The following is a 20,072-nucleotide window of genomic DNA, read 5'->3' as shown; positions in this document are numbered from 1 at the left end:
GAAAGACGGGGGACCAGAGAACATGCCCGGGAGTCTGCTCGACGCCGACGCCGTGATCGGCTGCCCGCATGGCGGTCGCGTCACCGCCGCCACCACACCCTCCGGCGGTGTACGAGCCAGTGGCGCCGCCATCGCCACGGCCGCGCACAGCTACGTGGTCACCGGCTGCCCGCACACCGTCGACCGCGTGCCCACGCCGTGCGTGACGGTCCGCTGGGCCGCCGACGGCACCGGCATCACCGTCGACGGCGCGCCCGTGCTGCTCGACATCTCCGCGGCCGAGTGCTTCACCGCGGCCTTCGTGCCGCAGGGACCGCCCGTCGTCCAGGCCGCGCAGCGAAAGGTCACGGTCCGATGAGCCGCCGAACCAGCCAACGCCCCCGGAGTGACATCGCCTTCCCCTTCCGCGCCGACCGCCGGGGCCGTACCGCACACGCCACCCACGGCGAGCACGTCCACGACCTCATCGAGCAGCTGCTGTTCACCAGTCCCGGCGAGCGCGTGATGCGTCCCGACTTCGGCTGCGGGCTCCTCGACCTGGTCTTCGCGCCGACCAGCCCGGAACTCATCAGCACCCTCGAACTCTCCGTGCAGGCCTCGCTGCAGCGCTGGCTCGGCGATCTCATCGACATCGAGGCCCTCGACGTGGTCAGCGAGGACCACGTCGTCCGTGTGTACCTGTCCTACGTCCTACGCGCCGACGGCGCCTCGCGCGACGACGTCTTCGAAGGGAGGGCCACGGCATGACCGGTACGACCAGCACCTCCCGCCGGGCCAAGGTCCGCGCCGCCCAGCTCAACGGCGTCGACACCGTCGAGGCCGGCGACGACGGCCTGCTGCTCACCGTCACCTTCCTCGGCAAGGCCCCGCACGGCCTCGGCCCCGAGAACGTCCGCATCGACGGCGGCCGCCGCATCACCGGCATCACCGCCGTCGACGTCAGCGTCGAACGCGAGGAGGACCCCGAGCTCGACGACCGGCTCTACGTCACCCTCGACAAGGCCGGCGACACCTCCCGCTACCGGCTCTCCCTCGTCGAGACCGACCCGTACGGACGGCCCGGCACCGAGCCCTACCGCGGCTTCGACCAGCGCTACCACAGCGCCACGTTCTCCTTCCGGCCCGACTGCCCGACCCCCTTCGACTGCAAGGACCAGGACGAGCCGGAGCCCGACTTCCCCGCCGCACCCGTCATCGACTACACGGCCCGCGACTACGACACCATCCGCAAGCTGCTCCTGGACCGGCTCGCGCTCACCACCCCCGACTGGGTGGAGCGCAACCCCGCCGACCTGGGCATGACCCTCGTCGAACTCCTCGCCTACACCGGCGACCAGATCAGCTACCAGCAGGACGCGGTCGCCACCGAGGCCTACCTCGACACCGCCCGCCGCCGCGTCTCCGTACGCCGCCACGTCCGGCTCATCGACTACGCGATGCACGACGGCTGCAACGCCCGCGCCTACGTCACCGTCCGCACCGCGGACGACCGCACGCTCGCCCCGGGCACCTTCCGCTTCGCCTCCGTCGACGTGCGCAGCCTCGACCCGCACGACCGCCCCGAGCCGGGCACCGTCATCGACGAGAGCGAACTCGGCGACCTCGACGAGCGCGGCTCGGTGGAGGTCTTCGAACCGGTCGTCGCCACCGACCCGCTTCAGCTGCGGGTCGCGCACAACGCGATCCGGCTGTGGACCTGGGGCGGCGAGGTGTGCACCCTGCCGAAGGGCGCCACCCTCGCCACCCTGCGGGACGCCTGGGTGGACCCGGAGACCTGCCGCGAGCGCCGTCTCGACCTCAGGCCCGGCGACGTCATCGTCCTGGAGGAGGTGAAGGGCCCGCGCACCGGCACCCCCGGCGACGCCGACCCCAGCCACCGCCAGGCCGTCCGCCTCACCTCCGTCACCCCCGGCCTGGACCGGATCGAGGACCAGCCGGTCCTGGAGGTCACCTGGGCCGCCGAGGACGCGCTGCGTTTCCCGCTCTGCCTCACCACGCGCGGCGGACGCGACTGCCTGCCCGTCGAGGACGTCACGCTCGCCCGCGGCAACGTCGTCCTCGTCGACCACGGCCGGACCCTGACCGGGCTGCCCGAGACGGTCACCGTGCCGCCCGTGCCCGCCGTGACCGCACCCTGCGACCGGCCCGCCTTCGGCTGCCGGGACACCGAGGAGGGCAACGCGCCCGCGCGGCTCATCAACGCCCTGACGGACAAGACCCGGTCGGGCCGGGCGCTCGTCCCCGACGACGTCCGCGAACTCTTCGAGGTCGTCGGCGAGCGCGCCACCGCACGCGCCGGCCTCGGCCTGGAGAGCGCCGGGCAGCGGCACGAACAGGTCGTGCCCGGCACGGCGTACGCCCAGACCGCCGCGCTGCGCACCTTGCTCGCCCAGTCCGTCTACCCGGGCATCGCGCCCCGCTTCCGCCCGGCCCTCGGCCGTACGCCCGTCACCCAGGCGGTGCCCTTCCCCGACCCCGGCACCGTCGCCGCCGGGCAGGCCGAGCGGATCGCGGCCATCCCGGGCCGCATCCGGCAGCGGCTCGTCGAGCTGTGGCGCAGCGCCCGCGACCGGGACGGGCTCGGCGAGCAGGAGATCGCCGAACTCGCCGTGGTCTACGGCCTGAACGTGCTGGAACGCTTCGAACTGCGCCGCCACCCGGTCCGCGCCCTGCGCGAACTGCTGTACCGCAGCGACCAGTTGCTCGCCACCAAGCTGCGCCGCGTCGAGGTCCTCGCCGCCCGGGCCCGCGCGGGCACGGCCCTCGACGGGCACATCGCCTGGGAGATCGCGCACAGCTGGGGCCCGGCCTACGCGGCCGGCCTCCACCCCGAGGAGACGGTGCTGCGCGGCTCGGCGACCGCCGCCCTCGCCCAGGACCCGCGCCGGGCGCTGCCCGCCGTACGCGTCCACGGCGACGACGAGACCTGGGAGCCGCGCCGCGACCTGCTCGACAGCGGTCCGCGCGAGCAGCACTTCGTGGGCGAACTGGAGGACGACGGCCGTCTGGCCCTGCGCTTCGGCGACGGACGGCACGGTGCCAGGCCCACGCCCGGCACCCGGCTGGCACTGCGCTACCGGCTCGGCGGCGGCACCGCCGGAAACGTCGGCGCCGAGGCCATCAACCACCTTGTCGTGCAAGCCGGTTGCGAAGCGCCGGCCGTCGCCGTGCGCAACCCCTTGCCCGCGGCCGGCGGCACCCAGCCAGAACCGGTCGAGCAGGTACGCCAGCTCGCCCCGCTCGACCTGCGCCGCACCCGGCTGCGCGCCGTCACCGCCGAGGACTACGCGGCCCTCGCCACCGCCCTGCCGGGCGTGCAGCGGGCGGCGGCCGAACTCCGCTGGACGGGCAGCGTCCAGGAGGCACACATCGCGATCGACGCCGACGGCACCGCCGCCCCGTCGCGGGACCTGCTCGACTCGGTCACCCAGGCCCTGGAGACGTACCGGCGCATCGGCCACGACCTCGTCGTGGGCCCCGCCCGCCTGGTGCCGCTCGACATCGCGCTGACCGTCTGCGCCGAGCCGGGCCACCAGCACGGGCAGATCCTGGCCGAGCTGTACCGCGTGCTCGGCAGCGGACGACTGCCGGGCGGACGGCTCGGCTTCTTCCACCCCGACGCGCTCACCTTCGGCGAACCGGTCCGGCTCAGCCGCCTGGTCGCCGTCGCCGCGGCCGTGCCCGGCGTGCGGAGCGTCGAGGTCACCCGGCTGCGGCGGCTGTACGGACAGGACCGAGGAGAAAGGGAGGACGGCGTGCTGCGGCTCGGCCCGCTGGAGATCGCCACCTGCGACAACGACTCGGACCGGCCGGAGAACGGCCTGCTGGCGATATCCCTGGGAGGTGCCCGATGACGGACACGCACCCGGTCACCGCGACCGACGAGTGCGGCTGCGGCGGCGCCTGCCGCGGCGGCCACGACGAGCGCCTCGCGCCGGCTCCGTTGCACAACCCGCCCGGCCGCACCGCGCTGGACTACCGCGTCGGCGAGTACGGCTCCTTCCTGGCCGCCCTGCTCGACCGGCTCGCCTCACCCGCCTACCCGGCACTCGACCAGCTCACCGTCCGCACTCCGGACGACCCGGCGATCGGCCTGCTCGACGCCACCGCCGTCCTCGGCGACCTGCTCACCTTCCACTCCGAGCGCATCGCCGACGAGGCCTACGTCCGCACCGCGAACGAGCACCGCTCCCTGGTGCTGCTCGGCCGACTCGTCGGGCACCGCCCGCGCCCCGGCGTCGCCGCCGCCACGCACCTGGCGTACACCCTCGAACGCGACCCGCGCGCCGAGGCCCAGAACGTGCTGATCCCGCGCGGTGCGCGCAGCCACAGCGTGCCCGCGTCCGCCGGCGAGGAGTCGCTGACCTTCGAGACCAGCCGGGACCTGACGGCCCGCTGGGACTTCAACGAGCTGAAGGTCCGCCGCCGCCGGCCCTCGCTGCTCACCCCGCGGGACCTGGAGAAGCGCTCCGAGCTCTTCGTCGAGGGCACCGCGCACTCCCTCAGGACCGGCGACCAGTTGCTGTTCGTCTTCGGGGAGAGCGCCGGCGGCGAGCGCAAGCTGCTGCCGGTGGCGAACACGCGCGTCGACCGGGACGACGACGTCACGGCGATCTCCCTGCCGAAGTCGGCGCCGCCCACCCTGAAGGAACTCGTCGACGAGGTACGGCGCTGGACGGCTCCGCCCGTGCAGCCGGGGGAGCCTGGGGAGGAGCCGCCGACCCCGGAGGTGCCCAACCCGCGCCCGGTCAGTCGGCTGATCGAGGACTGCGAGGACCAGGTCCTCGAACCGCTCCGCAACGACCTGGACGGCGTCAAGACTCCCGAGCGGCTCGCGGCCCGCCTCGCGGAGCCGGTAGCCCGCCTCGGCGAGGCCCAGGTGCTGGCCGCGCCCTACGAGGACGTGGCGGCCTGGTTCGAGCAGCTGGAAGCGGTGCTCGCCGAACTCGCTGAGCGGGCGCTGGAGTTGGCGCCTGCCCAGACGGATGAGGAGGGTGCGTCGATGGGTGGTCGGCCGTCCGCGGCGCCGTCGGGGCTGGTCGCGCAGTTCCCCGCGCCCCTGGGGGGCGACTCGCGGGCAGCCGCTTTGGAAGCCCTGGGTGTCGTACTTCCCGCCCTGCGCGCCACGGCCCCCGCCCCCCGGGGCGCCACCGGCCGTCAGCTCCCCGGCACCGACACCGCCCGCCTGCTGTCCGCCCTCAACCCCGGCCTCGGCAGCCTCTACCCGGCCTGGCGCACGGCCGCCGCACCCGGCGCCCCGCGGCTCCTGCGCGAACTGCTCGCCCTGCGCGTCACCGCGGCCCCCTTCGGCGCCACGGCCCCGCTCAAGCCGGTCCAGGACGACCGCGGCCGGGTCATCCGAACCGCCGACTGGCCGCTGACCGGAGCGGTGCTGGCGACCACGCGCGTCGTGTACGACACGGCGGGCAAGACCCCGGTCCGGGCCGAGTTCCAGTACGTCGAGGGCAGCAGCTCCGACCAGCGCGCGGAGAACCTGCCCGTCACCCAGCCGGTCACCTTCACGCTCGGCCCCGGCCAGGTCGAGCTGTCCGTGCGCTCCGGCCAGGACCGCGACCTGAGCTGGCTCAACCGGCGCCCCGCCGACTCCCAGGAACCAGGCGTCACCGTCCGCCTCCACTCGGGCCTGCCCGAGCGCACCCTGTTCGTGTCGCGGCCCGACGACGAAGGCTTGATCCACGTCGGCGTCCACAACGGCACGTCCGAGCAGATCGCCCTGCGCCCCGGCGCCAGTGAGCAGTTCACGCACGGCGAGCACGAGGTCAGCCTCAAGTACACGGCGGGCAGCGCCGAACCCAACGTCGAGATCGTCATCGCCACGAAGCCGGAGCCCGTCAACCACCGCACGCTCCAGCTGGACACCGTGCACGAGGGCATCACCGTCGGCAGCTGGGTGGCGATCCAGCGGCCCGCCAAGGGCTCCGACAAGGGCGTCCCCGGCGATCCGAAGCTGGCGTTCGTCACGACCCAGGTCACGGCGGTGCGCACGGCCGCGTACACCAACTACGGCATCACCGGCCGCGGCACCGAACTCACCCTCGCCGACGCCTGGCTGGACGAGTTCGACGTGCTCCTGTCGCACATCCGCGACACCACCGTGCACGCGGCGGGCGAGCCCCTGCGCCTCGCCGACGAACCGCTGGGCGAGGACGTGCACGGCAACGAGATCGAACTCGCCGAGCTGTACGAGGGCCTCAGGCCGGGCCGCACGCTCATCGTCGAGGGCGAACGCAGCGACATCCCCGGCACGGCGGGCGTCCGGGCCACCGAGGTCGTCACCATCGCCGCCGCCGACCCCGCCGCGGACCGCCGGCTCCCCGGCGACCACATCCACACCCGGCTCACCCTCACAGCCGACCTCGCCCACCGCTACCGTCGCGAGACGGTCCGCATTCTCGGCAACGTCGTCGAGGCCACCCACGGCGAGAGCCGCGAGGAGGCCATCGGCAGCGGCGACTCGGACCGCGTCAACCAGACCTTCGCGCTCTGGCAGTCCCCGCTGACCTGGCTCGCCGACGACAACCCCCTCGGCGCCACCCCGGTCCTGGAGATCCGGGTCGACGGCGTGCTGTGGCACGAGGTCGACAGCCTCGCCGGACGCGGCCCGACCGAGCGGGTCTACATCACCGGCTCCACGGCCGACGGCCGGACCACGGTGACCTTCGGCGACGGTGTGCACGGCGCCCGGCTGCCCTCCGGCCACGAGAACGTCCGCGCCCGCTACCGCTTCGGCACCGGCAAGGCCGCGAACGTCCCGGCGGACCGCGTCACCCAGCCGGTCACCCGGCCCCTCGGCGTCACCGCGGTCACCAACCCGCGCCCCGCCACCGGCGGCGCGGACGCCGACGGCCCGGGCCTGACCCGCCGTACGGTTCCGCTGGCCGTCTCGGCCCTGGACCGGCTGGTCTCCGAGTCCGACTACGAGGACTTCGCCCGCTCCCGGGCCGGCATCGGCCGGGCCTCGGCACGCGAACTCTTCGACGGGCGGCGGCGCGTGCTGCACGTGACGGTCGCGGGCACCGACGACGTGCCCATCGCGCCCGACTCGGACACCCTGCGCGCCCTGCGCGGCGCCCTCACCGAGTACGGCGACGCGAACCTCCCGGTCCGCGTGGACGGCCGGGAACTGGTCCTGCTGCTGATCGCCGCCAAGGTGAAGGTGGCCCCCGACCACGCCTGGCAGACCGTCGAGCCGCGCCTGCGGCAGGCCTTGCTGAACCGGCTCGGGTTCGAGGGCCGGGAGCTGGGCCGCCCCGCCCGCCTCTCCGAGGTCCTGGCCACCGCCCACACCGTGCCCGGCGTCGACTACGTGGACGTCGACGTCTTCACCGGCGTGCCCGCCTCCGCCACCCCGGAGGACCTCACCGAGCTGCTCACCCGGCCCGGCCCGCCCAGGGCGACCGTCCCGGCGCACCCCGCGACGTACGACGAGAAGATCCACACCGTCCGCGCCGAGAACGGCGAGACGCTGTCGGAGATCTGCGCCCGGTACGGCCTCCCGCTGGCCGAACTCCTGCGCCTCAACCCCGACATCACCGACACGCGGCGCCTGCCCAAGGGCCGGTCGGTGTACGTCTTCCGCGGCATCCGCCCGGCCCAGCTCGCGCTGCTGTCGCCCCGGGCCGCGGACACCCTGATTCTGACGGAGGTCAAGTGATGTCCCCGGACACCCAGTTGGAGACGCCGGCCCCGGTGGTGCCCAGGGAACCGGACGGGCTCGCCGAACTGCTGCCTCGCTGGCACCTGCTGCGCGACGCGGAGGAGGGCGAGCCGCTGCGCGCACTGCTCGCGGTGATCGCCGAGCAGCTAGACCGCGTCCGCGACGGCGTCCAGCAGGGCTACGAGGACCTGTTCGTGGAGACGGCGGCCCCCTGGGTGCTGCCGTACCTCGGCGACCTGGTCGGTTACCGCACCCTGCCCGGCTACGAGCGCGTCCTGACCACCGGCCTGCACGACGGCGGCCGGGCGGCCCTCGCCGAGGCGGTCGCCCCGCGCAGGGACGTGGCCGCCACGGTCGCGGGCCGCCGCCGCAAGGGCACCCTGCACCTGCTGGAGGAGCTGTCCGAGCGGGTGGCGGACTGGCCCGCCCGGGCCGTCGAACGGTCCCGGCAGGTCGCCCACACCCAGCCGGTGAAGCTGTACGGCATCGGCACCGGCACGCACCGCGGCGAGCGCGGACGGCTGTCCGACCTGCGCGACGGCGCCGAACTCGCCTTCGGCGCCGGTCCGTTCGCGAACTCGGCCCGTACGGTCGACGTCCGCCGCGCCGAGTCACGGCACCGGCAGGGCGGCTGGACCCCGGCCGGCGTCGCACTCTTCGTGTGGCGGCTGAAGGCGTACGCGCTGACCCGGAGCCCGGCCTACTGCATCGACCGGGCCCGCAACCTCTACACCTTCTCGATCCTCGGCAACGACACCCCGCTGGTCACCAAGTCGCTCCCGGAGCCCTCGCCGGCGCACATCGCCACCGCCGACAACGTGCCCGCGTTCGTCACCCGCCGCCTCCTGCACGACCGGCTGCTCGACTACTACGGCCCCGGCAAGAGCTTCGTGATCCGCCTCGACGGCGAGGACAACCCCGTACCGCCCTCGGACGTAGTGGTCGCCGACTTGTCCGACTGGCGCTACCGGCCGAAGCGTGGCCAGGTGGCCGTCGACCCCGAGCTCGGCCGGATCGCCTTCGGGTCGCGCTCCGCGCCCCGGCAGGGCGTGTGGGTGGACTACCACTACGCGTTCACCGCCGACATGGGCGGCGGCGAGTACGAACGCGACCGCGAACCGCGCCCGGACGCCGAGGTGTACCGGGTTGGCCCCGGACAGCCGTACCGGCAGATCATGGACGCCTACCGGGCCTGGCAGCACGACCGCCGGGCCGACCGCACCGGCTCCGCCGGCATCATCGAGATCACGCACAGCGGCGCCTACCAGGAGCAGCTGGACTTCGACCTCGACCCGGGCGACCGGCTCGAACTGCGCGCCGCCGAGGGCACCCGCCCCGTCGTCCGCCTGCTCGACTGGTACAGCAACCGCCCCGACGCCCTCAACATCCGCGCGGTGTCCGACGACTGCGCCCCGCACGAGCGGCCGCGGGTCGTCCTCGACGGGCTGCTCGTCGCCGGGCGCGGCATCAACGTGGCGGGCGCGATGGGCGCCGTCGTCGTACGGCACACCACGCTCGTGCCCGGATGGTCCCTGGAACCCGAGTGCGAGCCGCACTCGCCAGAGGAGCCGAGCATCGTCCTGGACCGCACCACCGCCTGCCTCCAGATCGAGCACAGCATCCTCGGCACCATCGAGGTCATCGGCGACGAGGTGAGCGAGGACCCTCTCGACATCCACATCCGCGACAGCGTCCTCGACGCCACCGCCGACGACCGCGAGGCCCTGTCCGCCCCGGACTGCCGCCACGCCCACGCCGTGCTGCACCTGCACCGCACCACCGTCATCGGCGAGATCCACACGCACGCCGTGAAGATCGCCGAGAACAGCGTCTTCACGGGCAGGCTGCACGTGGCTCGCCGCGGCATCGGCTGCCTGCGCTACTCCTACGTCCCCACCGGCTCCCGCACTCCGCGCCGCCACCGCTGCCGACCCGAACAGGCCTCGGACATCCGGCCGTTGTTCACCTCCCAGCGCTACGGGACGCCCTGGTACGGCCTGTTGTCCGACCGCTGTCCCGAGGAGATCAGGCGCGGCGCGGACGACGGCGCCGAGATGGGTGCCTTCCACGACCTGTACCGGCCGCAGCGCGAGGACGGCCTCAGGGCCCGGCTCGCCGAGTACACGCCCGCGGGCACCGACGCCGGGATCTTCTTCGTGACGTGAGGCGCGCACCCGCCACCGACCTTGTGAACCCGCACTTCCTGAACCAGGGGGGACACCCTTCATGCACGCAGACCTCTCCCGCTCCACGTTCCGCCCGGAGCGGCACTACTCCGCGGTCGTCGCCCAGCAGGGCCGCGTCCAGCTCGACGCCGACCTCAACGAACAGACCGCGATCCAGCTCCACCAGGCCCGTAGCCTCGCCGCCGATCTGATCGGCCCGCACGGCGGGCCGCGCTACGCGGCCGGCTTCCGCATCGAGTACGTCGGCGGCAAGCACGAGATCGACACCCTCCTCATCCACGGCGGCCGCTACTACGTCGACGGCATCCTGTGCGACGCCGGCCGCCCGGCCGCCGGCGTGCCCGTCACCGACGAGGACGGCGAGGACCGGGCGCCGGAGCCGCCCGCGCACTGGACCTACTGGGACCAGCCCGACGGCTTCCGCGACCCGGAGAGGCCCGGCGACCGGCTGCCCTCGCCCGCCCAGTCGCCGTTCGTCGTCTACCTGAACGTGTGGGAGCGCTCGGTCACCGCGGCCGAGGACCCGGCGCTGCGCGAGGTCGCCCTCGGCGCGGCCATGCCCGACACCGCCGCCCGCGTGAAGGTCGTCTGGCAGGTGCTGCCGCTGTCCCTCGCGGCGCTGGAGATCGAGGAGACCGACCCGTCCAAGGACGTCGTCCGCGCCGCGTTCACCCGCTGGGCGCAGCGCCAGTCGGCCCCCTCGGCCCGGCTCGCCGCCCGCAGCGAGCGGCCCGACCACGCCGACGAGGACCCGTGCCTGGTCAAGCCGGACGCCCGCTACCGCGGCCCGGAGAACCAGTTGTACCGGGTGGAGGTCCACGAGGGCGGCGAGGCGAAGGACGCCACCTTCAAGTGGTCCCGCGAGAACGGCTCCGTCGTCTTCCCCGTCGACGAACTGGACGGCACCTGGGTGCAGTTGGCATCCCTCGGCCACGACGACAAGCTGGACCTGGACGTCGGCGACCACGTGGAGTTCGTCGACACCGCCTACGCCTCCCGCCTGGAGCCCCTGCCGTTGCTGCGGGTCGAGGAGCTGGACCTGCCGGGCCGCCGCGTCCGCCTGTCCGCCGAACCCGCCCCGGGCGTGGGACGGCTCGCGCACCTGAACCCGTACCTGCGCCGCTGGGACCACCACGGCGGCCCCAAGCGTAAGGGCCGCACCACCGCCCTGCGCGGCGGCGCTGTCCCCGTCACGGAGGGGGAGTGGCTGCCCCTGGAGGACGGCGTCGAGGTGTACTTCGCCAAGGGCGGCACCTACCGCACCGGCGACCACTGGATCGTCCCCGCCCGCACCGCCACCGGCAGCGTCGAGTGGCCGGTGGACGCGGCCCGCCGTCCGCTGCTCCAGGGCCCGGCCGGCATCGCCCGGCACTTCGCTCCGCTGGCCCTGATCAAGGGCGAGGGCAGCGCCGTCGACCTGCGCCTGGCGTTCGGCCCGCTGGCCAGCAGCATGCCGCCCGCGGACGAGGCCACGCTCGCGGCCGAGGAGCAGGCCCACCGCGAGGAACTGGCCGCCGAGGATCCCTCCCACGGGCGGTCCCAGACCACAGCCGAGGCGGAAGCCGCCGCGGAAGGAGACAACTGATGGCCAAGCCGCTGAGCGCGTCCAAGCTGGTGGAGATCCTCAGAGCCGAGGGCCTGACCGTCCACGAGGTCCGCAGCTGGCGCACCCACAACCGCAACAGCAAGGGCCCCTGGGGCCCGGTGAACGGCGTGATGATCCACCACACCGTCACCTCCGGCACCGCCGCCTCCGTCGACATCTGCTACGACGGCTACTCCAGCCTGCCCGGCCCGCTGTGCCACGGCGTCATCGACAAGAAGGGCCACGTCCACCTGGTCGGCAACGGCCGCGCCAACCACGCCGGCCTCGGCGACGGCGACGTCCTGCGCGCCGTGATCAACGAGTCGAAACTGCCGGCCGACAACGAGGCCGACACCGACGGCAACCGGCACTTCTACGGCTTCGAGTGCATCAACCTCGGCAACGGCAAGGACCCCTGGCCCGAGGCGCAGAAGGAGGCCATCGAGAAGGTGGCGGCGGCCATCTGCCGCCACCACGGCTGGTCCGAACGCTCCGTCATCGGCCACAAGGAGTGGCAGCCGGGCAAGGTCGACCCGCGCGGCTTCACCATGGACGGCATGCGCAAGCGCATAGCCCAGCGGCTCAAGGGCGGCGGAGGCGGCAGCAAGCCGGCCCCCGACCCGAAGCCGTCGCCCAAGCCGTCCTACGAGCCGTTCCCCGGCGCCGCGTTCTTCCACGTCGGGCAGCGCTCACCGATCATCACGGCGATGGGTCGCCGCCTGGTCGCCGAGGGGTGCAGCCGCTACGAGGAGGGGCCGAGCCCCGACTGGAGCGAGGCCGACCGCCGGTCCTACGCGCTCTGGCAGCAGAAGCAGGGCTTCTCAGGCAAGGACGCCGACGGCATCCCCGGCAAGCTCACCTGGGACCGGCTGAAGGTGCCGAAGTCCAAGTAGGGACGGGCGTGGGCCCCTCCGCGCGCAGGGGCCCACGCCCGTCACCAGCGGGGCAGCCGCAGCTCGTACTCCGGCTGGACACGCCGCATGTAGCCGGTGTCGTCGCGGCTGCGCATCCCGGAGTCGACGTACCGCCGGTGCAGCTGCTCCAGCTTGTCGTGGTCGAGCTCGACGCCCAGCCCGGGCCCGGTCGGCACCCGGACCGCCCCGTCGCGCAGCTCCAGTGCGCCCGGCACGATCACGTCGTCGGCCGAGTTCCACGGGTAGTGCGTGTCGCACGAGTGGTCGAGGTTGGGGATGGCCGCGGCGACATGGGTCATCGCGGCGAGGCTGATGCCCAGGTGCGAGTTGGAGTGCATCGACAGGGCGATCCCGAACGCCTCGCACACGGCGGCCAGTTCCCGGGTGCGGCGCAGCCCGCCCCAGTAGTGGTGGTCGGTGAGCAGCACCTGGACGGCGTCCTGCTCGACGGCCGGCTTCAGATGCTCCCAGGCGATCACGCACATGTTGGTCGCGAGCGGCAAGGGCGAGTCCCTCGCCACCTCCGCCATTGCGGGGATGCCCTTGGTCGGGTCCTCCAGGTACTCCAGCACACCGTCCAGTTCACGGGCGACGTACTTGGAGGTCTCGACCGTCCACGCCACGTTCGGGTCCAGACGCAGCGGCTGCCCGGGGAAGGCCTCCGCCAGCGCCCGGATCGCGGCGATCTCCTCGTCGGGCGGGAACACGCCGCCCTTGAGCTTGAACGACCTGAAGCCGTACCGCTCCTGCATCAGCCGGGCCTGCTCGACGATCCCGGCCGGGTCGAGGGCCTCGCCCCAGTCGTCGGTGATGGCCGCACGGCCGTCGAGCGCGGGGTGCTCGGCCCACTTGTAGAAGAGGTACGCGGCGAACGGCACCGCGTCGCGGACCGTGCCGCCCAGCAGATCGCTGACCGGACGGCCGAGCAGCCTGCCCTGCGCGTCGAGGCAGGCCACCTCCACCGCCGAGGTGGTCCAGCCGCGCTCGTGGGAGCTGGGCACGGCCGGCAGCAGCGCCGCGTCGATCGCGGCGGCGACGGCGGTGGTGTCGAAGACGTCCATGCCGACCACCACCTGCGCCGCGGCCTGAAGTCGCTCCAGCCGGGCGGTACCCCCGGGGGACTCGCCGAGTCCCACCGTGCCGTCCTCCAGGACGAGTTGGAGGATGATCCGCAGCGCGAGCGGCTCGTGCACGCCGTTGGAGTTGAGCAGCGGCGGGTCACCGAAGGCGATCGGGGTGACGATCAGCTCACGGATACGGGTCTGGCTCATGCGCCCACCACCTCCAGGCCACGGTCGATGAGTTCGGACAGCCGGGCGAGATGCTCCGGTGTCGGATCCAGCAGTGGCGCCCGTACGCCGCCGACGTCCAGACCGCGCAGCGTCACCCCGGCCTTGACGAGCGACACGGCGTACCCGGGGACCTCATCGCGCAGGGCGACGAGCGGGCCGTAGAACTCGTCGAGGAGCCGGGAGACCAACGCCTGGTCGTCCTGGGCGAGGGCCCGGTGGAAGGCCAGGGCGATCTCCGGGGCGAAGGCGAACACCGCGGAGGAGTACAGCGCGACGCCGATGCCCTGGTAGGCGGGCGCGGTCATCTCGGCGGTGGGCAGGCCGTTGAAGAACTGGAAGTCCTCCGTGCCCGGCACGGCACGCACCGCGCGGACGATGCGGTGCATCCGCTCGATGTCCCCGACGCCGTCCTTGAGCCCGACGACCCCGGGCAGGGCGGCGATCTCGGCGGCCGTGTCCGCGGTGAGCCGGGCGGTGCCGCGCTGGTAGAAGACGACCGGCAGGTCCGTGGCCGCGGTGACCTCCTCGACGTACCGCACGAGGCCCTGCTGCGGGGCACTGACCAGGTAGGGCGGCAGCAGCAGAATGCCGTCGGCGCCGGCGCGTCCGACGCGGGCGGCCTGGTCCCGGGCGACGGGCGTGGGACCGCCGGCCGCCGCGAGGACGGGCACACGCCCGGCGGTTGTCTGCACGGCGACCTGCGTGGCCCGCTCGATCTCCTCCGCCGACAGCGCGTGGAACTCGCCGGTGCCGCAGGCGACGAACACACCTCCCGCGCCCGCGGCGACACCCGACTCGATGTGCTGGGCGAGCCGTTCCTCGTCCAGTGAACCGTCCGCCGCGAACGGCGTGACCGGGAAGAACAGCACTCCGTGGAACTTCATGTCTCCCTCATCGTGGGGGGTGGGGTGGTCAGCCCTTCGTGGCACCGGCGGCGATGCCGGTGACCAGCGAGCGCTGGAGGAGCAGATAGACGATCAGGCTGGGGACCAGGGCGATCACCGCACCGGCCAGCACCACCCCCGAGCCGACCTCGGGGTCGGTGCGCAGGATGGACAGGGCGACGGTGACCGTGTAGTCGGTGGGGTCCTTGGCGGCGATCAGGGGCAGCAGGTACTGGTCCCAGATCATGATGAAGCCGAGCACCCCGGCCACGCCGAGCGCGGGCTTGCACAGCGGCAGGACGACCTGCCACAGCATCCGCAGCTCACCGACGCCGTCGATACGGGCGGCCTCCTCGATCTCGGCGGGGATGTCCTTCATGAACTCGGTGAGCACCATCACCGAGAAGCCCCAGGCGCCGAGCGGCAGGATCACACCCCAGACGGTGCCCTTCAGATCGAGTCCCACCACGGGCACATGGCCGAGGACCAGGGACAGCGGGATGGCGATGACCTCCTCGGGAAGCATCATCGTCAGCATGAACAGGGTCAGGATCAGCGCCTGCCCACGGAACCTGTGCCGGGCCAGCGCGTACGCCGCGAGCGTGCAGACGGCGAGCTGCAACAGCAGTCCGCCGCCCGCTATGACCAGGGAGTTGCCGAAGTAGTCCCAGATGCCGCGCTCGCCCGCCACCTGGAAGTTCAGCAGGGTCGGGTGGTGGGGGAGGAACGACAGGGTCGAACCGCTGGCCTTCTCGCTGAAGGAACCGGAGAAGACCGTCAGGAACGGCGCCGCGAAGACGCCCAGGGCGAGCGCGCAGAGCAGGACGCGCAGCGCCCAGGCGGGGCCCGGCCGGTCGCTCCAGCCGAGGGCGGTGTCGAAACGGGCGGGGGTGGTGCGCTGCTTCCCGGCGGACCTCCGCGGGGGAGAGGCGGTCACCGGGGTCCGGACGGGGTCGATGGCGGGCGCGCTCATCTCACGTCTCCCCTCTTGCGGAAGTAGTTGACCGTGACGGTGAGCAGCAGCGTCACGCAGAGCAGGAGCACGGAGGCGGCCGAGGCGCCGCCGATGTCGTTGCGGGAGAAGCCGAGGGTGTAGGCCCGGGTCATCCAGACGTCGGTCGACCCGGCCGGACCGCCGCCCGTGAGGACGTACACCTCGGTGAAGACGCGCAGTCCGCGGATGGCGGCGAGGGTGAGGACGATGCCGAGGGCCGGGCGGATCGCGGGCAGGGTGATGTGCCGCAGCCGCTGCCACAGCGACACCCCGTCCATCGCGGCGGCCTCGTACAGCGAGCGGTCCACACCCGCCAGTCCGGCGAGGATGATCACCATGTTGTAGGGGGCGAGCATCCAGATGCCCATGGCCATCGTCGCCCAGAGTGCCGTGTCGGGGTTGTCGAGGTAGGGCACGGGGCCCAGACCGAGGAGCCCGAGACCGCTGTTGATCAGGCCGTCGGAGGTCGGGTAGTACATCAGCCGCCACATCTCGCCGACCACCGCGGTGGCGGTGACGACGGGCAGGAAGACGGCGGTACGGATGATCTTCAGCGAGCGGGCCTGGCCTTCGAGCAGCAGGGCCAGGAGGAAGCCGGCGACGATGGCGCCGAGGGACATGCCGATGCCCAGGACCAGCGTGTGGCCGATGGCGTCCTGGAAGCGGTGGTCGGTCAGGACCCGCGTGTAGTTGTCGAGGCCGACCCACTGGTCACCGAGGAAGGGCCGCACGTCGAAGAAGCTGAGCCAGACGCCCTTGCCCATGGGGAGGAACTTGAAGACCAGGGCGAGCAGCAGACCCGGCGCGAGGAACAGCCAGGGCAGTACGGCCTTTTTGCGGAGGGCCCGGGCTCTGCGCGGCCCGGGTGTCGTCACGGTCGCGGTCATTTCAACAGGTCCTGGTCCTTGAGGTCACCGGCGAGGGTGTCGTTGAGTTCCTTGAGACCGGCCTTGACGTCACTGCCGCAGTACGTGAACAGGGCGTTGAGGGAATCGGCCGTGTCCTGCTTGATGGGGGCCCAGTCCGGCGCGTTGGGGAACTGCAGTGAGTCGTCCTCGTAGGCCTTCTGCACGACGCTCCAGCGCGCGTCGCCGCGCACCTTCGCCGCGTCCAGCGTGGAGTTGACGGGGATCCGCACGACGGGCTGGTGGTCGCCCGTCATGGCGAGCGTCTGGCCCTCGGGGGAGATCAGGAACGCGGCGAGCGTCTGCTCCTGCTTCGCCTTCCCGGTCCTGGCACCGAAGTAGACGTTCTCGCCGTCGGCCAGCACGTCGTTCCCGGCCGGGCCCGCGGGGGCGGGCAGGACCTCGAACGTGTCCTTGCCGAGCGCCTTGTCGAAGGTGGAGATGTTGTACGGGCCGGTGAGGTACATCCCGGCGTTGCCGTCCTGGAAGTTGGTGGTGTTCGCGGTGACGGAGGTGAGGGCGCTGGGCTGGATGACACCGTTGTCACCGCAGAAGAGGTTGTCCTTCATCCAGGTGACCGTGCGCAGGGCGGCCGCCGAGTCCATGGCGGGCCGGTAGCCCGAGCCCTCCTTCTCGATGATCCGCACGCCGCCCTGCCACAGCCAGCTGGCACCCCACCAGGCGACATAGCCGTTCTGCGCGCTGCCGGGCACGACCATGCCGTACGTGTCCTTCCTGCCGTCCCCGTCCGGGTCGCGGGTGGCGAAGGCCTTGGCGAGGGCGAGAGTGTCCTGCCAGGTCTTCGGCTGCGGCAGGCCGAGCTTCTCTCGCCAGTCCTTGCGGACGAACAGCGTCATGGCCTGACGGGAGTACGGGATGCCGTAGTGCCTGCCGTCGCGGCCCACGGTGGACGACCAGGACTTGGCGGTGATCTCGTCGTGTCCGGCGATCGAGGCCGGGTCGACGGGCTCGAGGAGGCCCTGGGCCTGGTAACTGCCCATCAGGGCCGTGTCGTTGATCATGACGTCCGGCAGGTCCTTGGTGGACGCGCGGCTCTGCAACTGCTGGTCGAAGTTCATGACCGGCTGGTAGTCGATCTTGATTCCGGTCTTCTTGGTGAAGGCGGCGAACACCCGCTCGTAGGTCTGGGCGGACTCCGGATCGCTCCGGGTCCACACCTCCAGCGTGTTCGGATCGCCGGCCCGGGCGCTGCCGGAACCGGAGCCGCAGGCGGCCGTTCCGAACAGGAAACCAGAGACGGCGAGCGCGGCAGCCAGGCGGCGCACCCGGCGGAGCCGCATGTCGATGCAGCGTCGGCGATCCCGCATGGATGGTTCTCCGTTCATATCCGTGAACAAGCTTCACGAATCTAAATGATCGGCCAAGCTACGGATCGTTTCATCGCCATGTCAATGCATGGCTGAAATGTTTCACCGAGGCCACACGAGGCCGTGGGACGGCCCCGAGAACGACAGCGGCCCCAACCGGATGGACCGGTTGGGGCCGTCTGAGAGAAGGTCGAGGTCAGTCGCGGCTTTCGGCGCGCTCGGCGTTCTTCTTCTTGATCCGGTCCGCCTCCTTGCGGACCTCCGCCTGAGTGGCGCGCTCCCGCTGAAGCCACTCGGGGTTCTCCTGCTTCAGCGTCTCGATCTGCTCGGTGGTGAGGGGCTCGGTGACGCCGCCGCGGGCGAGGCCCGCGATGGAGACGCCGAGCTTCGCCGCGACCACCGGGCGGGGGTGCGGGCCGTTGCTCCGCAGGTCCTGAAGCCACTGCGGCGGATTGGCCTGGAGCTCGTTCAGCTCGGCGCGCGAGACGACACCCTCCCGGAACTCGGCGGGTGTGGCCTCGAGGTACACACCCAGCTTCTTCGCCGCGGTCGCGGGCTTCATGGTCTGGGTGCTCTGGTGCGACGTCATGCCGTCCAGAGTATCGAGCGTGCGCGCGACCACTGACCACGACCACTGACCACGGCCACTGACCACGGCCGCTGACCGCGACCGCTGCACCCGGCCGGTAACCTGGCCGGGTGACAGGCTCGGAAGAATCTCCCTCGTTCCGGCTCGCGTACGTCCCCGGGGTGATGCCCGACAAGTGGGTGCGCGTCTGGAACGAGCGGCATCCCGATGTCCCGCTGGCCCTGACGCAGGTGCCCGCCGGAGCCGCGGCCGGGCGGCTGCTGGACGGGGACGCCGACGCGGGCCTCGTACGCCTCCCCGTCGACCGGACGGTGCTCAGCGCGATCCCCCTCTACACAGAGCAGACGGTCGTCGTCGTGCCCAAGGACCACCTGGTCACGGCCGTCGACGAGGTGTCTGTCGAGGACCTGTCCGACGACATCGTGCTGCACCCGCTCGACGACGTCCTAGGCTGGGAGAACCTCCCCGGACGGCCCGCCTTCGAACGCCCCGCCACGACGGCCGACGCCGTCGACCTGGTCGCGGCGGGGATCGGCGTGCTCATCGTTCCCCTGTCGCTCGCCCGTCTCCACCACCGCAAGGACCTCACGCACCGTCCCCTCAAGGACGCCCCCGAGTCGAGCGTGGCCCTGGCCTGGCCGGCGGATGCGACGACGGACCAGGTGGAGGACTTCATCGGCATCGTCCGCGGCCGCACGGTCAACAGCACGCGGGGCCGCCGGCCGGCTCTTCCGGAGGGGAACCCCAAGGGCGGCGTCCGACGAAAGCCGGCGCCTGGGGAGTCGGCGGCCGGGAGGTCGGCGTCTGCGAAGCCCACCGGCAAGGGCGGGCAGTCGGCCGGCCGGAGTGGGCGTGGCGCCCCCAAGGGCGGCAGGCGCGGCAAACCGCGCCGCCGTTCGTAGCCTGGGGGCCCACCGCCGGAGCGCGACCCCCGGCCCGCCCCTGGTTCACCCGGCCGGCGGGGACGGCTGCGGCTGCCCGTAGGACGGGTTGGGGGCGACCGTCTGCAGATCCTTCAGGTCTTCGGGGATCGGCAGCACGCGGACCGGCGCACCCTGCTGGGGCGGCGGCGGCGTCGTCTGCTCCTGGGGCAGCTTGGGCGGGGCGGTGATCTGGAAGCTGACCTGCTCTTGGTTGATCAGGCCGGTCTTCTCCAGGACCGTGATGTGGTCGAGAACAGTGTCGTTGGTCGTGTCTGCGAGTTCCCGCACGAGGCTGTTCCGGGTGGTCGCCCGGATCTTGGCAATCGTCGGGAAGATGCCCCCGTGCGCGACACGCATGATGGTCACGGCCGTGGACTCGAACTCCTTGCCGGTGCTGCCTTCCGCCGTCGCCACGAACTGCTGCTGCTGCGGCGACGGCTCGTTCGGCAGGGTGATTCCCAGGTCCGTGGAGACCTTGCGGCAGCCCGCGTCGAGCCGGCCGTGACCCACGAGCAGATGCTCGGCGACTTCCCGCATCTCCTTCGACGAGCTCCGCTCCATGATCAGCTGCCCCAAGGGGTACTCCCACAGACCGGCCGCGCGCACGCGGACCACGAAGTCGCGGTCCGCCTCGGTCAGCGGACCCCACTGAGTGTTGGCGATGATGCGGTCCTGGCCGGAAGCCGCGTTTTCCACGCCCAGCATGCTCGGGTAGGCGAGCGCGGTGAGCGTAAGGATCAACGCACCGCTCACGAACGCGGTTCCTGCCGTGCTGCGCGAGATGCGCATCGTGC

The 20,072-nt window shown here is 72.5% G+C and carries 15 protein-coding genes; 8 read left to right on the top strand and 7 right to left on the bottom strand.

Annotation, left to right across the window (positions count from 1 at the left end):
• The first annotated feature begins 22 nt into the window (after positions 1–22).
• The 7 genes from HDA41_RS04805 to HDA41_RS04775 all read left to right on the top strand — a co-directional run bounded on the left by HDA41_RS04805 (position 23) and on the right by HDA41_RS04775 (position 12,342).
• Positions 23–358 carry a hypothetical protein gene (locus HDA41_RS04805; protein WP_184981011.1) on the top strand — a complete coding sequence of 112 codons (336 nt, stop codon included), beginning with the start codon at positions 23–25 and terminating at the stop codon, positions 356–358.
• Positions 355–747 carry a GPW/gp25 family protein gene (locus HDA41_RS04800; RefSeq protein WP_184981009.1) on the top strand — a complete coding sequence of 131 codons (393 nt, stop codon included), beginning with the start codon at positions 355–357 and terminating at the stop codon, positions 745–747. The genes HDA41_RS04805 and HDA41_RS04800 overlap by 4 nt, the downstream gene beginning before the upstream one ends.
• The gene (locus HDA41_RS04795) at positions 744–3,854 is read left to right on the top strand and encodes a putative baseplate assembly protein (protein ID WP_184981007.1); all 3,111 of its coding nucleotides are present in this window, start codon (positions 744–746) and stop codon (positions 3,852–3,854) included. The genes HDA41_RS04800 and HDA41_RS04795 overlap by 4 nt, the downstream gene beginning before the upstream one ends.
• Positions 3,851–7,675 (top strand): putative baseplate assembly protein, encoded by a 3,825-nt coding sequence (locus HDA41_RS04790; RefSeq protein ID WP_184981004.1) that lies wholly within the window; start codon positions 3,851–3,853, stop codon positions 7,673–7,675. The genes HDA41_RS04795 and HDA41_RS04790 overlap by 4 nt, the downstream gene beginning before the upstream one ends.
• Positions 7,675–9,843, top strand: a complete 2,169-nt coding sequence (locus tag HDA41_RS04785) for a hypothetical protein (protein ID WP_184981002.1) — start codon at positions 7,675–7,677, stop codon at positions 9,841–9,843. Before HDA41_RS04790 ends, HDA41_RS04785 begins: the two co-directional genes overlap by 1 nt.
• A 61-nt stretch (positions 9,844–9,904) precedes the next feature.
• On the top strand, positions 9,905–11,449 hold the full coding sequence (locus tag HDA41_RS04780) for a DUF6519 domain-containing protein (RefSeq protein WP_184981000.1): 1,545 nt from the start codon (positions 9,905–9,907) through the stop codon (positions 11,447–11,449).
• Entirely contained in the window at positions 11,449–12,342 is an 894-nt protein-coding gene (locus HDA41_RS04775) for a peptidoglycan-binding protein (RefSeq protein WP_184980998.1), read from the top strand. Before HDA41_RS04780 ends, HDA41_RS04775 begins: the two co-directional genes overlap by 1 nt.
• 41 nt (positions 12,343–12,383) lie before the next feature.
• Here the strand turns inward: HDA41_RS04775 and HDA41_RS04770 are convergent, their stop codons facing one another.
• From HDA41_RS04770 to HDA41_RS04745, 6 genes are all read right to left on the bottom strand, one after another.
• Positions 12,384–13,634 carry a glucarate dehydratase family protein gene (locus HDA41_RS04770; protein ID WP_184980996.1) on the bottom strand — a complete coding sequence of 417 codons (1,251 nt, stop codon included), beginning with the start codon at positions 13,632–13,634 and terminating at the stop codon, positions 12,384–12,386.
• Positions 13,631–14,539 carry a 5-dehydro-4-deoxyglucarate dehydratase gene (locus HDA41_RS04765; protein WP_184980994.1) on the bottom strand — a complete coding sequence of 303 codons (909 nt, stop codon included), beginning with the start codon at positions 14,537–14,539 and terminating at the stop codon, positions 13,631–13,633. The genes HDA41_RS04770 and HDA41_RS04765 overlap by 4 nt, the downstream gene beginning before the upstream one ends.
• A 28-nt stretch (positions 14,540–14,567) precedes the next feature.
• A complete protein-coding gene (locus HDA41_RS04760; protein ID WP_184980992.1) occupies positions 14,568–15,512 on the bottom strand; it encodes a carbohydrate ABC transporter permease in 945 nt (314 codons plus the stop codon).
• On the bottom strand, positions 15,509–16,420 hold the full coding sequence (locus tag HDA41_RS04755) for a carbohydrate ABC transporter permease (RefSeq protein WP_184980990.1): 912 nt from the start codon (positions 16,418–16,420) through the stop codon (positions 15,509–15,511). The genes HDA41_RS04760 and HDA41_RS04755 overlap by 4 nt, the downstream gene beginning before the upstream one ends.
• Complete coding sequence (locus HDA41_RS04750) at positions 16,417–17,766, bottom strand: ABC transporter substrate-binding protein (protein ID WP_230299640.1); 1,350 nt, start codon at positions 17,764–17,766, stop codon at positions 16,417–16,419. Before HDA41_RS04750 ends, HDA41_RS04755 begins: the two co-directional genes overlap by 4 nt.
• Before the next feature lie 196 nt (positions 17,767–17,962).
• Complete coding sequence (locus HDA41_RS04745; RefSeq protein WP_184980987.1) at positions 17,963–18,355, bottom strand: DUF5997 family protein; 393 nt, start codon at positions 18,353–18,355, stop codon at positions 17,963–17,965.
• A gap of 110 nt (positions 18,356–18,465) precedes the next feature.
• Here HDA41_RS04745 and HDA41_RS04740 point away from each other — a divergent pair, with 110 nt between their 5' ends.
• Positions 18,466–19,257, top strand: a complete 792-nt coding sequence (locus HDA41_RS04740) for a LysR family substrate-binding domain-containing protein (RefSeq protein ID WP_184980985.1) — start codon at positions 18,466–18,468, stop codon at positions 19,255–19,257.
• A gap of 45 nt (positions 19,258–19,302) precedes the next feature.
• On the opposite strand, the gene HDA41_RS04735 is transcribed toward HDA41_RS04740, so the two are convergent.
• Positions 19,303–20,067 (bottom strand): DUF4142 domain-containing protein, encoded by a 765-nt coding sequence (locus tag HDA41_RS04735; RefSeq protein WP_184980983.1) that lies wholly within the window; start codon positions 20,065–20,067, stop codon positions 19,303–19,305.
• Positions 20,068–20,072 lie beyond the last annotated feature (5 nt).

The organism is Streptomyces caelestis, from assembly GCF_014205255.1.
GTDB lineage: Bacteria > Actinomycetota > Actinomycetes > Streptomycetales > Streptomycetaceae > Streptomyces > Streptomyces caelestis.
This window is presented reverse-complemented; position numbering and strand designations above follow the sequence as displayed.

What these genes read in the sequence shown, in the direction of transcription:
- HDA41_RS04805 (WP_184981011.1), top strand. Translation starts at nt 23, where the DNA reads ATGCCCGGGAGTCTGCTCGACGCCGACGCCGTGATCGGCTGCCCGCAT.
- HDA41_RS04800 (WP_184981009.1), top strand. Translation starts at nt 355, where the DNA reads ATGAGCCGCCGAACCAGCCAACGCCCCCGGAGTGACATCGCCTTCCCC.
- HDA41_RS04795 (WP_184981007.1), top strand. Translation starts at nt 744, where the DNA reads ATGACCGGTACGACCAGCACCTCCCGCCGGGCCAAGGTCCGCGCCGCC.
- HDA41_RS04790 (WP_184981004.1), top strand. Translation starts at nt 3,851, where the DNA reads ATGACGGACACGCACCCGGTCACCGCGACCGACGAGTGCGGCTGCGGC.
- HDA41_RS04785 (WP_184981002.1), top strand. Translation starts at nt 7,675, where the DNA reads ATGTCCCCGGACACCCAGTTGGAGACGCCGGCCCCGGTGGTGCCCAGG.
- HDA41_RS04780 (WP_184981000.1), top strand. Translation starts at nt 9,905, where the DNA reads ATGCACGCAGACCTCTCCCGCTCCACGTTCCGCCCGGAGCGGCACTAC.
- HDA41_RS04775 (WP_184980998.1), top strand. Translation starts at nt 11,449, where the DNA reads ATGGCCAAGCCGCTGAGCGCGTCCAAGCTGGTGGAGATCCTCAGAGCC.
- HDA41_RS04770 (WP_184980996.1), bottom strand. Translation starts at nt 13,634, where the DNA reads ATGAGCCAGACCCGTATCCGTGAGCTGATCGTCACCCCGATCGCCTTC.
- HDA41_RS04765 (WP_184980994.1), bottom strand. Translation starts at nt 14,539, where the DNA reads ATGAAGTTCCACGGAGTGCTGTTCTTCCCGGTCACGCCGTTCGCGGCG.
- HDA41_RS04760 (WP_184980992.1), bottom strand. Translation starts at nt 15,512, where the DNA reads ATGAGCGCGCCCGCCATCGACCCCGTCCGGACCCCGGTGACCGCCTCT.
- HDA41_RS04755 (WP_184980990.1), bottom strand. Translation starts at nt 16,420, where the DNA reads ATGACCGCGACCGTGACGACACCCGGGCCGCGCAGAGCCCGGGCCCTC.
- HDA41_RS04750 (WP_230299640.1), bottom strand. Translation starts at nt 17,766, where the DNA reads ATGCGGGATCGCCGACGCTGCATCGACATGCGGCTCCGCCGGGTGCGC.
- HDA41_RS04745 (WP_184980987.1), bottom strand. Translation starts at nt 18,355, where the DNA reads ATGACGTCGCACCAGAGCACCCAGACCATGAAGCCCGCGACCGCGGCG.
- HDA41_RS04735 (WP_184980983.1), bottom strand. Translation starts at nt 20,067, where the DNA reads ATGCGCATCTCGCGCAGCACGGCAGGAACCGCGTTCGTGAGCGGTGCG.